This is a genomic window from Paraburkholderia caribensis, from assembly GCF_002902945.1.
Taxonomy (GTDB): domain Bacteria; phylum Pseudomonadota; class Gammaproteobacteria; order Burkholderiales; family Burkholderiaceae; genus Paraburkholderia; species Paraburkholderia caribensis.
In genome coordinates this window covers 1,909,493-1,922,281 of the sequence record NZ_CP026101.1, presented here as the reverse complement: position 1 = coordinate 1,922,281, position 12,789 = coordinate 1,909,493, and the positions used below count along the sequence as shown (strand labels likewise).

The following is a 12,789-nucleotide window of genomic DNA, read 5'->3' as shown; positions in this document are numbered from 1 at the left end:
GAATCAGTAGTTGGCGAATCCGGCGATCGGGTCGTCATTGGTTTGCGTCGGCGCGGGAACAGGGCGCGAAGCCGTCGACGCGCGCATGATCTGCACGCCGCCCAATTCCCGGCTGTCGCCGGAGATCTGCGCCTGGCGGGCCTGGCGCGCCGCTACGGCGGCGGGAGGCGGCGGTTCGTAGGCATCGGCGGCGGCGTCGATGGCGTCGGGCGCGGAAGCGGGCCGCGCCGCGCCGCCGTAGACGCGTGAGGACGTGGCGTCCGCTGCCGTGGCGGCAACGGGGGACGCGACCGGCGTGGGCGACATGGCGCCCGCCGCGCGCGCCTGCAGTTGCGCGGCGCTCATGCCGGGCGGCGGCGGTTCGAACTGATCGACGGAGGCTGCCGCCGTGGCGGCGGGTGCGACGATGCCCTGACTCGCCACGGGCGCGGGTTGAGCGCGCGTCTGCGCGGCGTAAGCGCCCGACGCGCCGCGCGACGAACCGTACGCGCCGCCGGCGATGTCGGGCGCGGACGGTTTAGGCGCGGCTTCCGCCGCCGCGACGGCGGGCGTTGGCGAGACAGGCGCCGCGGCTTCGTAGCTCGGCGTATCGAATGGCGTCGTCGTCGGTTTGTTCAACGCGGGCGCCACCCGGCGAATGCCGTCGAAGCGCTTCGCCCAGTACGGATTGGTCAGGTAGTCGAGCCGCACGGTGCCGCCCGTCGACGGTGCGTTGACGAAACGCAGCTTGCCGACATAGATCCCGACATGCGAATGCGGACGCCCGGTCGTGTTGAAGAAAATCAGGTCGCCCGGCGCGATTTCGTCGGGCTCGATGGAATCGCCGCGCGAACTCATATCGGCCGTGGTGCGCGGCAGGTTGACGGAAGCCGCGCGCTGCACGACGTAGTGCACGAGTCCGCTGCAATCGAAACCGCTATCGGGCGTATTGCCGCCCCAGCGATACGGCACGCCGACGAGGCTCATCGCCTGAATGGAGATTTCCTCGCGACCGATGCTGTGATCGACGAAACGGGGAAAGCCCGGCGGCGCGGTGCGGTATGCGCCGCCCGACGACGCGTACGGCCCGCCCGAACTGCGCACGGTCTTCTGCGGCGCGCCTGAGCAGGCGGCGAGCAGGGCGACGAGCAACAGTGACAGGGCAAGGCGAAGCATGAAAGCGAAGGCGAGCGCGGACGCCCGCCAGAAGCCGGTGATGCCCGATGGTAGCCCGTCGGGCGGACCTCTCGCAAGAAAAGTTGATGGGTTACTTGAAGTTTACGCGCTAAATGTCAGTTTTCGGCTGCCGGCGATATGCCCAGCGCATGAGAACGGAAGCAGGCACTGCAAAGAAAAAAGCCGCTTCCGGCGAGAACCGGAAGCGGCTTTTGAACAGCAAAGAAAGCGCGTTAGAGAATGTCCGACGCGTAGTCGGCCAACCGCGAGCGTTCGCCGCGCGCGAGCGTCACATGCCCGCTGTGCGCCCAGCCCTTGAAGCGATCGACGACATACGTGAGGCCCGAACTGCCTTCCGTCAGATACGGCGTATCGATCTGCGCAATATTGCCAAGGCAGATGATCTTCGTGCCCGGACCGGCGCGCGTGACGAGCGTCTTCATCTGCTTCGGCGTGAGGTTTTGCGCCTCGTCGATGATCAGATACTTGTCGACGAACGTGCGGCCGCGCATGAAGTTCATGCTCTTGATCTTCAGGCGCGAGCGGATCAGCTCCTGGGTCGCCGCGCGGCCCCATTCGCCCGCTGCGTCGTCGGTTTTCTGCAGCACTTCGAGGTTGTCGTCGAATGCACCCATCCACGGCTGCATCTTTTCCTCTTCGGTACCCGGCAAAAAGCCGATGTCTTCGCCGACGGGCACCGTCGCGCGCGTCACGATGATCTCGTTGTAGCGCTTGTCATCGAGCACCTGTGCGAGGCCCGCCGCCAGCGCCACCAGCGTCTTGCCCGTGCCCGCCTGGCCGAGCAGCGTGACGAAGTCGATCTCCGGGTTCATCAGCAGGTTCAGCGCGAAGTTCTGCTCGCGGTTGCGCGCCGTGATGCCCCACACGTTGTTCTTGTGGTGCCCGTAGTCGCGCAGCGTCTGCAGGAGCGCTGTCTTGCCGTTCAGCTCGCGGACGATCGCGTGGAACGCCGGCTCGCCGTTCTGCGGCTCCAGATAGACGAACTCGTTGACCAGCATCGACGCGCACAGCGGACCCGTCACGCGGTAGTACGTGGTGCCCGTCTTGGTGTCCTGCCAGCTCTCCATGTCCTTCGCGTGCTTCGCCCAGAAATCGAGCGGAAGCTGACGGATGCCCGAGTAGAGCAGGTCTTTGTCTTCGAGAACCTGGTCGTTGAAGTAGTCTTCGGCGGGCAGGCCGAGCGCGTGCGCCTTGATGCGCATGTTGATGTCTTTCGACACCAGCACCACCTGGCGGTCCTCGCGGTCACGCTGCAGCGCGCGCACGACGCCGAGAATCTGGTTGTCCGCCTTGCCTTGCGGCAGGCCTTCGACGGGCTCGATATGCGTGAGCTTCGTCTGGAAGTAGAGGCGTCCCAGCGCTTCGCGGCTGCCCAGCCGGGCGAGCGAAATGCCTTCCGACATGTCACCAGCATTCGCGACGAGCGAATCCAGCGTGCGGCTCACCTGACGTGCGTTGCGCGCGACTTCCGACATCCCCTTCTTGTGATTGTCGAGTTCTTCCAACGTCATCATGGGCAGATAGACGTCGTGTTCCTCGAAGCGGAAGAGGCAGGTCGGATCGTGCATCAGCACGTTGGTGTCGAGCACGAACAGCTTGCGAACCTCGACCTGCGCGCTCCTGGCTGCGCCTTTCTTCGTGCCGGTGCGGGTCGGCCTCGCGCTTGTGGCGGCGGGCGCTTGCGCTTCGGCGGAACCCTTGCCGCGCGCGACCACGGGCGCGGCCGTCGCGGGGGCGACAGCAGGCGTGGCGGGGACCGGCTGCAGCAACGCGGCCGTCTGCTTCGACTTGCGACCGCGCGACGGCGTGGCTTCGGCAACGGGCTCGGCGGCGTTGTGAACGGGGCGCAGCGTGGTGGCCGCGTTGGCGGCGTGCGTCATCGGTGCGGCGACGTTGGCGCGGCCATATTCGGCCGATGCGGCTTGCTCCCCTTCATACGCCTGTTTTCGACCAGGCTTTGCAGGCTTCGCCGTGTATTCGTCAGGCGGCAACAGATTGCCGAGCTTGCTGGGTGGGGTAGGCAAAGGCATGGTTTCCCTCAAGTAAAGCGGGTCACAATTCTTCGCCGCCTGCCGCAAACTGTCGTGCGTCGTGCGCCCGCAATTTGCGTCCGGTGGCGCGTGTCGGATTAGTAATGCCGGTTCGCCTGGTTTTCGATCGGCTCCTTGACGAAAGTGCGCTGCGAACGACGCAAACTGCTGCGCGCAATGAAAAAAGCCGCCGCCCCGGCAGACGGGGCAAGCGGCTCGACTTCGGTCGTCGCATTGCGCCTCGCGGACCGCATCGTTGCCTTATTGTCAGCGGCGACGACGACGCGATCTGCTGCGCAACTGCGGAAAAAAGTATGTGAACAGGCACTCATTGCGGCCCAATATAACGCGCCTCAAAGCGCTTGTACAGCCTCCAGAATCTCGTCGACGTGACCCGGCACTTTCACGCCGCGCCATTCGCGGCGCAGCACGCCTTCCGCATCGATGACGAATGTGGAGCGCTCGATTCCCCGTACTTCTTTGCCATACATTTTCTTCAATTTCATGACGCCGAAGAGCGTGCACAGCGTTTCGTCAGGGTCCGATACCAAGGTAAACGGCAGTTCCAGCTTGGCCTTGAAGTTATCGTGCGAACGCACGCTGTCGCGCGACACGCCGATGATCTCCGCGCCCGCCTTTTTGAACTTCGGATACAGGTCACGGAACTGCAGTCCTTCCGTCGTGCAGCCGGGCGTGTTGTCCTTCGGGTAGAAATACACGACGACTTTCTTGCCGCGCAGGCTGGACAGCGTGAAGTCGCCGCCCGTAGCCGGGGCGGTGAAGTCGGGAACGGCTTGATCGACTGCGATGGGCACGAGGTCCTCCGGTTGTTATGGATTGTTATCGGTGTCGGCGGCGGCGCGGGCCGCACGCCTGAGCGCATTCTTCGGGGCTGCCGGGTGTGCTTCGGCACGTGTCGCGCGTTCGGCCAATGAGGGCTTCGACATGGGTCGAATGAGTCGAATGATGCCCGGCCGCCGTGCGGCTAGTCGGGCTGAACGATCAGTTCGCCGGAACGGCCCGGAATCTCGCCCCACGTCACAGGGTACGACGGCAGTGTGTCACGGTCTAGCGTGGCGTGATAATCGCCCATCGTGGCGAACGTGTGGCCTTGTGCGCGCCAGCCGGCAAGCAGCTGTTCGAATACGGGCGCAAGCTTCTGGCCCTCGAGTTCCGCGTGCAGCGTGAACACCTGATCGTGCGGATTGTTTTCCGTGCGCTTCAGCATCCACGCGGCGACGTTGTGCGTGTCGATGCCGTCGATGCCCAGCACCTCGTCGAGCGTGGGCAGCGTGGTCGGCATCTGCACATGCGACAGCGTGCGGCCGCCGACCACCGGGAAGTACGGCGCATGCCCGCGTCCATCGGACGCGTACTGCATGCCCCATGCGTCGATCTGCTCGAACGCGTGGCCGTTCATCTGCCAGCCGGCCGCGCCGTGCGTGACGGGCGGCATGCCGAAAATCTCGGCAAAGCGGTCGTGGCTCTTCTGCATCTGCGCGACGGTCCAGTCGCGCGGACGCGAACGCACGTTGTCCTGCCAGTACACGTGATCCCACGTATGAATGCCGCATTCGAAGCCGGCTTCGTGGATGGCGCGCATTTCGGAACGCGCGCGCGCGCCGATGTCGGGGCCCGGCAGCAGCACGCCGTACATCAACTGCTTCACGCCGTAATGCTCGACCACCGACGTGCGCGACACCTTCTTCAGAAAGCCCGGCCGCAGCACGCGCCGCATCGCCCAGCCGGTGTGGTCCGGGCCGAGGCTGAACAGGAACGTGGCGCGCGCCTTGTAGCGGTCGAAGATACGCGCGAGATTCGGCACGCCTTCGCGCGTGCCGCGCAGCGTATCGACATCGATCTTCAGGACGATCAGAGCCAAGCGCGAAAGCCCTTACTGTTGCTCGACGAGGGCGCGTGCCTCGCCGACGTGGCCGCGATACGCTTCGAAGATCTTGCGCAGCGCTTCGTCGAAGGTCGACGTCGGCGCCCACTTGAGTTCCTGCATCGTGTTGTCGATCTTCGGCACGCGGTTCTGCACGTCCTGATAGCCCGCGCCGTAATAGGCACCCGACGACGTCTCGACCAGCTGCACCTTCTTCGCCGTTTCCGCGTACTCGGGGAATTCGGCGGCGAGCGCGAGCATCTTGTGCGCGAGTTCGCGCACCGAGAAGTTGTTGGTCGGATTGCCGATGTTGTAGATCTTGCCCGTCGCGACGCCGTCCTTGTTCTCGATGATCTTCATCAGTGCGCTGATGCCGTCGTCGATATCCGTGAACGCGCGCTTCTGCGCGCCGCCGTCCACCAGGCTGATGTTTTCGCCGCGCACGATATGGCCGAGGAACTGCGTGACCACGCGCGACGAACCTTCCTTCGGCGTGTAGATCGAGTCGAGGCCGGGGCCAATCCAGTTGAACGGACGGAACAGCGTGAAGTTCAGGCCTTCCATGCCGTAGCCCCAGATCACGCGGTCCATCAGCTGCTTCGAGCACGCGTAGATCCAGCGCGGCTTGTTGATCGGGCCGTAGGTGAGGGCGGACTCGTCGGGGTCGAACTGCTCGTCGGAGCACATGCCATAGACTTCCGACGTGGACGGGAAGACGAGATGCTTGCCGTACTTCACGGCCGAACGGACGATAGGCAGGTTCGCCTCGAAGTCCAGCTCGAACACGCGCAGCGGCTGCTTGACGTACGTAGCGGGCGTGGCGATCGCGACCAGCGGCAGGATCACGTCGCATTTCTTCACGTGATACTCGACCCACTCCTTGTTGATCGTGATATCACCTTCGAAGAAATGCATGCGCTCGTGGTTGACGAGATCGCCGAGGCGTTCGGTCTGCATGTCCATGCCGAACACTTCCCAATCGGTCGTTTCGAGAATGCGCTTGGACAGGTGATGGCCGATGAAGCCGTTCACACCCAGAATCAGGACTTTTTTCATGTGTTACGGGAAGATTGAGTGAGCTGGGTGAATTCGGCGGGGGTGACGACACGCTCGCTGTTGTGGTGCTGATCGTCGCGCTGATGCCGCAATTCGTGGATCACGATGACGCGGCCGTCGCCGCATGTCGCAAAAAAGCCATTATCGCCTACGTGGATGCCGGGCGGCAAATCTCCGCCTGGCGCGCCCGGCGGCGCAAGCCGCGCCCGCGCGACGACGAAGCGCGTGTCTCCGATGTCCGTGAACGCCCCCGGATACGGCGGCGCGACGGCGCGAATCAGGTTGTAGACCTGCTGGCCGTTCTGGCTGAAGTCGATGCGCCCGTCTTCCGGCTTGCGTCCGCCGAAGTAGCTGCCGTGCGCGAGGTCGTTCGGCAGATGCGGCGCCTCGCCCCTGAGCAGGGCGGGCAGCGCGCGCCACAGCGTCTGCTCGGCGGCTACGGTTACCTTGTCGAACACCTGCGCGGCCGTGTCGTCGGGCAGGATGGGCACGGGCGTCTGCGCGATGATCGCGCCGGCATCCGGCTTCGCGGCCATTTCGTGCAGCGTCGCGCCCGTCTCGGTTTCGCCGTTGAGCACCGCCCAGTTGGTCGGCACGCGGCCGCGATACTTCGGCAGCAGCGAGCCATGCATGTTGTACGCGCCGCGCGGCGCGACGGCCAGCAGATCGACGGGCAGCATGTGCCGGTAGTAGAACGAGAAGATGAAGTCCGGCCGTGCGTCGACCACGCGCGCGCGCAACTCCGGGCTCTTCGGATCGGCGGGCGTGACGACGGGAATGCCGTGTTCGGCCGCCACCGACGCGACGCTGCCGAACCAGATGTTTTCCGTCGGACTGTCTTCGTGCGTGACGACCAGCGCGACGTCGACGCCGCGCGCGAGCAGCACCTGCAGACAGCGCACGCCGACGTTGTGATAGGCGAAAACGACGGCGCGCGGCTTCATCGGATGAGCCCCTGGTCGTTGCCCGTGACGGGCGCGGGCTGCACGCCCGGGACGACCGACTGGCGCGGCTGCGCGACAACCGGCTCGCCGTTGCGCTGTTCGAGGATGGTCTGCACCAGATAGCGCGGCCGCGCACGGACCTGCTGGTAGATCCGGCCGATATATTCGCCGAGCAAGCCGAGCGCGAAGATGATCACGCCGAGCATGAAGAACGTGATGGCGAACAGCGTGAACACGCCTTGCACTTCCGCGCCGATGATGAAGCGGCGGATCAGCAGCAGTACGAACAGGGCGGCCGAGCCCATCGAAAGAATCACGCCGATGAACGACAGCCATTGCAGCGGCACGACCGAGAAGCCCGTCACGAGATCGAAGTTCAGGCGGATCAGGCTGTAGAGCGAATACTTCGATTCGCCCGCGAAGCGCTCTTCATGCGCGACGTCGATTTCGACGGGGTTTTGCGCGAACGTGTACGCGAGCGCGGGGATGAACGTGTTGATTTCGCCGCAGCGGTTGATGGTGTCGACGATATGGCGGCTGTACGCGCGCAGCATGCAGCCCTGGTCGGTCATCTTGATGCGTGTGATGCGCTCGCGCAGCCGGTTCATCACCAGCGACGCCTTGCGTCGCCACAAGCTGTCCTGGCGCTGCATGCGGATCGTGCCGACGTAGTCGAAGCCTTCGCGCATCTTCGCGCACAGCTTGCCGATTTCTTCGGGCGGGTTCTGCAGGTCGGCGTCGAGCGTGACGACGATCTGACCGCGCGACTGCTCGAAGCCCGCGAGGATCGCCATGTGCTGCCCGTAGTTGCCGTTCAGCAGGATCACGCGCGTGGTGTCGGGACGGGCGCGGAACTGCTCGGCAAGCAGCGCCGCCGACCGGTCGCGGCTGCCGTCGTTGATGAAGATCACCTCGTAGCCCGTGCCGAGCGCGTCGAGGGCCGGGTACAGGCGCGAGAACAGCTCGCCGAGCCCCGCTTCCTCGTTGTACACGGGGATGATGACCGAGAGTTCGGGAGTGACCGGGCGTGGGTCCGTTTGATTCATTTCCGCTGGGTTTCCGCTTGGTTGACCTGATTATCGGCCGTATTGTTCGCAAATCTCGTTGACGGCGCGGCACACCCGCGCGACGTCGCCTTCATTCATCTGCGTGAAGAGCGGCAGCGTGAGGGTGGTCGCGCCATAGTGCTCCGCATGCGGATACATGCCCTCCCTGTAGCCCATCGCCCGGTACAGCGAAAACAGGTGGATGGCCGGGTAGTGCGTGCCTGTGCCGATGCCGCGTTCCTTCATCTGTTCCATGAACCCCGCGCGGCTGAGCGACAGGCGCGCAAGGGGCAGGGTCACGAGGAACATGTGCCAGTTGCTGTTCTCGAAGTCCGCGAGCGGCAGGCCCATGCCGAGCCTGACGGCTGCGCCGCCTTCGAAACCATCGAAATACGCGCGCGCGAGCTTCTTGCGCTGAGCGTTGAAGCGCTCGATATGCTGCAGCTGGCCGAGGCCGACGCGCGCCGCGACGTCCGTCAGGTTGTACTTGCCACCCAGCAATTCGCAATCCATGCCGTCGAAACCCGTGCGCACGATGCCTTGCAGCCGGTACTTCTGCGCGAGGACGGCTTCTTCCTCGTTGTTCAGCACCAGCGCACCGCCTTCGATCGAGGTCAGGTTCTTGTTCGCGTGGAAGCTGAACGACACGATGTCGCCGAGCTTGCCGATACGCTCGCCCTTCCACGTCGAGCCGAACGCCTGCGCAGCGTCTTCGATCACGCGCAGCTGGTGGGCGCGGGCGATCGCGTAGAGGCGGTCCATGTCGACGGGCAGGCCCGACAGGAACACGGGGATGATCGCCCGGGTGCGCGGCGTGATCGCCTTTTCCAGCAAATCCAGATCGATGTTGCGCGTGGCCGGGTCGATATCGACGAACACGGGCGTCGCGCCCACTTCCAGAATCACGTTGCTGGTTGACACCCAGGTTGCCGGCGTCGTGATGACTTCGTCGCCGGCGCCGACGCCCGCGATGCGCAGACCGATTTCCAGCGTCGCCGTGCCCGAGTTGAACGTGCGCACCGGGCGGCCGCCGCAGTATTCCGACAATGCCTTTTCGAACGCCTGGTTTTGCGGGCCCGTCGTGATCCAGCCGGAGCGGAGCACGTCGACTACACCCTGGATCGTTTCTTCATCGATCTCGGGACGGACGAACGGCAAAAACGGAACGGATGACTGGGCCATGGATGGTTTTGCTCGATATTAAAAAGGGTCACTGGCTGCTTTCTTAACGAAGCCCGGCATTTAGCTTTCATTAAGCTTAAATTCGCCGCGTTTGGGCTGATCAGCGCCGGAATGCGGCGGCGATAATGTGCGAGTTCCGCTCCAATGTCCAGCGCTCGAAACAATTTGGAATACGTTAGCAGACGCCGGCGCGCTTGCCAGGGGCGTTTCTGCTACGCCGGGATCGCCCCGGCCGGACGTGCTCAGCTACGCGCGACGAGCACCACGCCGACCAGGATCACGCCAATGCCGATCAGGCGTTGCGCCGACAATACCTCGCCGAACAGATACCACGCGGCGAACGCGTTCACAACATAGCCCAGCGACAGCATCGGATAGGCAATCGACACGTCGACACGCGACAGCCCGACGATCCACACGACCACGCTCAGCACGTAGCACGCAAGCCCGGCGACGATGGGCGGCTGCGTCGCGATGCGCCAACCGATCGGCAGGACGTTGGCCATCGTGAAGTCGAAATGGCCAATGGCGTTCGTGCCGGCCTTCAGAAGCAGCTGGGCCGTCGCGTTCAGCGCGACGCCCGCGAGGATGCAGAAAAGCGAAATCGGGTTCATCGAGGGAAGATTCGAGTGAGGGAGGAAGTCATTGCTGCGGCTGTGGCTCTGAAGCGGCAGCCGGCGCGGCGCCCGCTTCGGCGGGAAGCGGCTTTTCGACGATCACGCGGCGCGAATCGCGTGCGACCACGGTCATGGGCAGATGCTGCTCGCTGAAGGCCTTGTAACGATCCGGCGACATCAGCGCCATGGCGTAGCGCTCGGCCTTCCAGCGCTCGATCCATTGCGGGATCGTCGGCACCCATTTTTGCGGTTCGACGGATACGCCGAAGCCCAGTTCGTCCGCATGTTCGACCATGATCATCGTGTGGTCGATATAAAACGGCATCGTGTGATCGAGCACGCCGACCGAGTAGAACGGCGTGTCGGCGGGCAGTTTGGCCAGCGCGGCCTTGACGTCGGGCGCCAGCGGCGCGCCCGACGACAGCCGGCCGAACGCGTCGTGGCCCGTGCCGGCAATCGTCGCGAGCAACACCCAGCCGATGCCGAACGCCGTCGCCGCGCCGACGATGCCCGTCGACGTCGCGCTCCCGCTCGCCGTGCCCGCCGCGGCGGTCATGGCGCCGGCGGGCAGGCCGTTCTGCGCGCCGTTCGCGGTGCTGCGCCTGCGCCGGTTGATCCAGATCGCGACGAGCGTCAACAGGAACCCGACCGCGAGCGCCGCGAACACCCACGTGCGGAATTCCAGGTACAGCGCATTCGGATTGCGCCGGTCGCCCAGACGCCCGAGAAACACCGCGCCGAAGCCGCCCGCCACGAGAAACAGCGCGTAGCCCGTCAGATGGCGGTGAAACTGCTCGCGCGTGACGAGGGGCAGATACATGCCGATCACGAGTGCGATCGCGGGCGCGATGGGCAGCGTGTACGACAGCAGCTTCGAATGCGACGCGCTGAAGAACACGAAAATGAACGCGCTCCACACGAACAGCAGCGTGACGGGCGCAAAGCCGTTCGCTTGACGCGGCATGCGCAGCGCATGACGCGCGCTCTGGAACGTGACGGACAGCCATGGCAGGAAGCCGACCAGCATCACGGGCACGAAATACCAGAGCGGTCCGGGCCGGTTCTGCTCGGGCGTCAGATAGCGCCTGAACTGCTGGACGATAAAGAAGAAATTGAAGAATTCGGGGTTGCGATCCTGCACCAGCACGAACCACGGCGTGACGACCGCGAAAAATACGATCAGCCCGCTCACGAGGTAAAGGCGCTTCCAGAGCGCCCAGTCGCGCGCGACGGCCGTGTACAGCACGAGCACGGCGCCCGGCAGGATCAGCCCGACGAGGCCCTTTGACAGCACCGCGAGCGCCATCGACGCCCACACGAGCCACATCCACAGCCTCTGCTCGCGCGCCGGGAGCCCGGGACGCTGTGCCAGCAGCAGCGCGCACAGCGTGACTTCCATCCAGAACGACAGGCCCATGTCGAGCGTGTTGAAATGGCCCATCAGATACCAGTACGGCGCGCTTGCGAGCACGAGCGCGGCGAAGAAACCCGTCGCGACGTTGAACACGCGCGCGCCCGTGTAGCCGATCAGCAGCACGCCCGCGAAGCCCGTCAGCGCCGTGTAGAGGCGCGCCTGCCATTCGCCGATGCCGAACCACGCGAACGACAGCGCGTTCAGCCAGGTTTGCAACGGCGGCTTCTCGAAGTACTTGTAGCCGTTGTAGCGCGGCGTGATCCAGTCGCCGGTGACGAACATCTCGCGCGCCATTTCCGCGTAGCGGCCTTCGTCGCTCGGCAGCAGATGGCGCCAGCCGAGCGGCACGAACCAGATCACGGCCAGCGTGAGCACGAGCAGCAGGACCGTCGTGCGATTGAGCGTCAGCCCGGACGGCTTGTCGTTCATGTGTTTTTCAACCTTTGTCGGCGCCGCTGTCGCGGCTTCTTTCTTGTTCCGTTCGGACGGCATCCCTGCTGCTGGCGCGCGCGTTGAGGCGGGCGGCGCGCAGCGAGAATTCCGCTGCCGGCGTGCCGCGTGCCGCGGGCAGGGTGTGGCGCACCTGCGCCGCAGCCGACGCGGCGCAGCCCGCCGGCGCGCATTGTCCGTGCGCGGTCCTTAACACAACCTTATGCAACCCCTATTGGCCGCTTGCTTCGCGGCCCGCTGTTGCCTGTTTTCAGGCGCCGGGCCGCGCAGTGTACTTGATCCGCAAGACAGGCAATCCAAAAACGCCGGGGCGTCCACTGGGAGAGCGGGTGCAGGCGCCGCGTTCAGCCTTCGATCAGCAGCGCGGCGGCGACCTTGCGGCCTTCCGCCATCAGGATGTTGTAGGTTCGGCAAGCGGCCTTGAAGTCCATCGTCTCGACGCCGATCCGGTGGGCGGCGAGCGCGGCCGTGAGGCGCGGATGCGGAAAGCGCAGGCGTTCGCCGCTGCCGAAGATGACGACTTCCGGGGCGGGCTCGATCAGCAGCGCGAAGTGCTCGGGCGAGAGGGCCTCGAACGACGACACCGCCCAGCTGATGACGGGGCTTTCCGGCATCACGATGATGCTGCCCGTATGACGTTGGAGATTGATGTCGACATAGCCGGCGCCGTAGCCTGTGACGGTGTTCAGGGCGCCGCTCGAATCCTGGTGTAATTTCAAACTGGTTTTCCGTGGTCGTCGTTAGACATGCAGTCGCGGTTCGACCGGCATGCGCAAGCTCGGGTTCAATGCCACAGGGACAGTCGAGACTCCGGGCACCCGCGCGAACGGCGGCGGCAGGCACGCCGCGCGCGCGGGCGGTGCCTGCTGCCGCGTGCAAACCGTGCAAACGCTTGCCGCCGCATGCGTGAGGCTTGCAGAGCCTTGCGTGGTGCATTGCGGAAGTCGGTCAAAATCCGCTAAATTATAACTTTTTGTGCGACGCGAGTC

Annotated in this window: 11 protein-coding genes; all 11 read right to left on the bottom strand. The window is 64.8% G+C overall.

The window, feature by feature from the left end; translation table 11 throughout:
- Nucleotides 1–3: 3 nt before the first annotated feature.
- The 11 genes from C2L66_RS08495 to C2L66_RS08440 all read right to left on the bottom strand — a co-directional run bounded on the left by C2L66_RS08495 (nt 4) and on the right by C2L66_RS08440 (nt 12,519).
- On the bottom strand, nt 4–1,155 hold the full coding sequence (locus C2L66_RS08495) for a C40 family peptidase (protein WP_060600691.1): 1,152 nt from the start codon (nt 1,153–1,155) through the stop codon (nt 4–6).
- A gap of 233 nt (nt 1,156–1,388) precedes the next feature.
- The gene (locus C2L66_RS08490) at nt 1,389–3,206 is read right to left on the bottom strand and encodes a PhoH family protein (RefSeq protein ID WP_054930380.1); all 1,818 of its coding nucleotides are present in this window, start codon (nt 3,204–3,206) and stop codon (nt 1,389–1,391) included.
- Nucleotides 3,207–3,559: 353 nt separating this feature from the next.
- Nucleotides 3,560–4,021 carry a peroxiredoxin gene (locus C2L66_RS08480; RefSeq protein ID WP_007586546.1) on the bottom strand — a complete coding sequence of 154 codons (462 nt, stop codon included), beginning with the start codon at nt 4,019–4,021 and terminating at the stop codon, nt 3,560–3,562.
- A gap of 170 nt (nt 4,022–4,191) precedes the next feature.
- Nucleotides 4,192–5,088, bottom strand: a complete 897-nt coding sequence (locus C2L66_RS08475) for a polysaccharide deacetylase family protein (RefSeq protein WP_060600697.1) — start codon at nt 5,086–5,088, stop codon at nt 4,192–4,194.
- 12 nt (nt 5,089–5,100) lie between these two features.
- Nucleotides 5,101–6,147: a bifunctional UDP-4-keto-pentose/UDP-xylose synthase gene (locus C2L66_RS08470; protein ID WP_054930383.1), complete on the bottom strand. Its 1,047-nt coding sequence runs from the start codon at nt 6,145–6,147 to the stop codon at nt 5,101–5,103.
- Nucleotides 6,144–7,091 carry a formyltransferase gene (locus C2L66_RS08465; RefSeq protein WP_054930384.1) on the bottom strand — a complete coding sequence of 316 codons (948 nt, stop codon included), beginning with the start codon at nt 7,089–7,091 and terminating at the stop codon, nt 6,144–6,146. Before C2L66_RS08465 ends, C2L66_RS08470 begins: the two co-directional genes overlap by 4 nt.
- The gene (locus C2L66_RS08460; protein ID WP_060600700.1) at nt 7,088–8,137 is read right to left on the bottom strand and encodes a glycosyltransferase; all 1,050 of its coding nucleotides are present in this window, start codon (nt 8,135–8,137) and stop codon (nt 7,088–7,090) included. The genes C2L66_RS08465 and C2L66_RS08460 overlap by 4 nt, the downstream gene beginning before the upstream one ends.
- Nucleotides 8,138–8,167: 30 nt before the next feature.
- Nucleotides 8,168–9,319 carry a DegT/DnrJ/EryC1/StrS family aminotransferase gene (locus C2L66_RS08455; RefSeq protein ID WP_054930386.1) on the bottom strand — a complete coding sequence of 384 codons (1,152 nt, stop codon included), beginning with the start codon at nt 9,317–9,319 and terminating at the stop codon, nt 8,168–8,170.
- 242 nt (nt 9,320–9,561) lie between these two features.
- A complete protein-coding gene (locus C2L66_RS08450) occupies nt 9,562–9,933 on the bottom strand; it encodes an SMR family transporter (protein ID WP_054930387.1) in 372 nt (123 codons plus the stop codon).
- Between the two features lie 28 nt (nt 9,934–9,961).
- Nucleotides 9,962–11,779 carry a glycosyltransferase family 39 protein gene (locus C2L66_RS08445; protein WP_060602653.1) on the bottom strand — a complete coding sequence of 606 codons (1,818 nt, stop codon included), beginning with the start codon at nt 11,777–11,779 and terminating at the stop codon, nt 9,962–9,964.
- Between the two features lie 365 nt (nt 11,780–12,144).
- Nucleotides 12,145–12,519 (bottom strand): Mth938-like domain-containing protein, encoded by a 375-nt coding sequence (locus C2L66_RS08440; protein WP_054930388.1) that lies wholly within the window; start codon nt 12,517–12,519, stop codon nt 12,145–12,147.
- Nucleotides 12,520–12,789 lie beyond the last annotated feature (270 nt).

Coding starts and splice junctions, on each gene's coding strand:
- C2L66_RS08495 (WP_060600691.1), bottom strand. CDS start 1,155: ATGCTTCGCCTTGCCCTGTCACTGTTGCTCGTCGCCCTGCTCGCCGCC.
- C2L66_RS08490 (WP_054930380.1), bottom strand. CDS start 3,206: ATGCCTTTGCCTACCCCACCCAGCAAGCTCGGCAATCTGTTGCCGCCT.
- C2L66_RS08470 (WP_054930383.1), bottom strand. CDS start 6,147: ATGAAAAAAGTCCTGATTCTGGGTGTGAACGGCTTCATCGGCCATCAC.
- C2L66_RS08465 (WP_054930384.1), bottom strand. CDS start 7,091: ATGAAGCCGCGCGCCGTCGTTTTCGCCTATCACAACGTCGGCGTGCGC.
- C2L66_RS08460 (WP_060600700.1), bottom strand. CDS start 8,137: ATGAATCAAACGGACCCACGCCCGGTCACTCCCGAACTCTCGGTCATC.
- C2L66_RS08455 (WP_054930386.1), bottom strand. CDS start 9,319: ATGGCCCAGTCATCCGTTCCGTTTTTGCCGTTCGTCCGTCCCGAGATC.
- C2L66_RS08450 (WP_054930387.1), bottom strand. CDS start 9,933: ATGAACCCGATTTCGCTTTTCTGCATCCTCGCGGGCGTCGCGCTGAAC.
- C2L66_RS08445 (WP_060602653.1), bottom strand. CDS start 11,779: ATGAACGACAAGCCGTCCGGGCTGACGCTCAATCGCACGACGGTCCTG.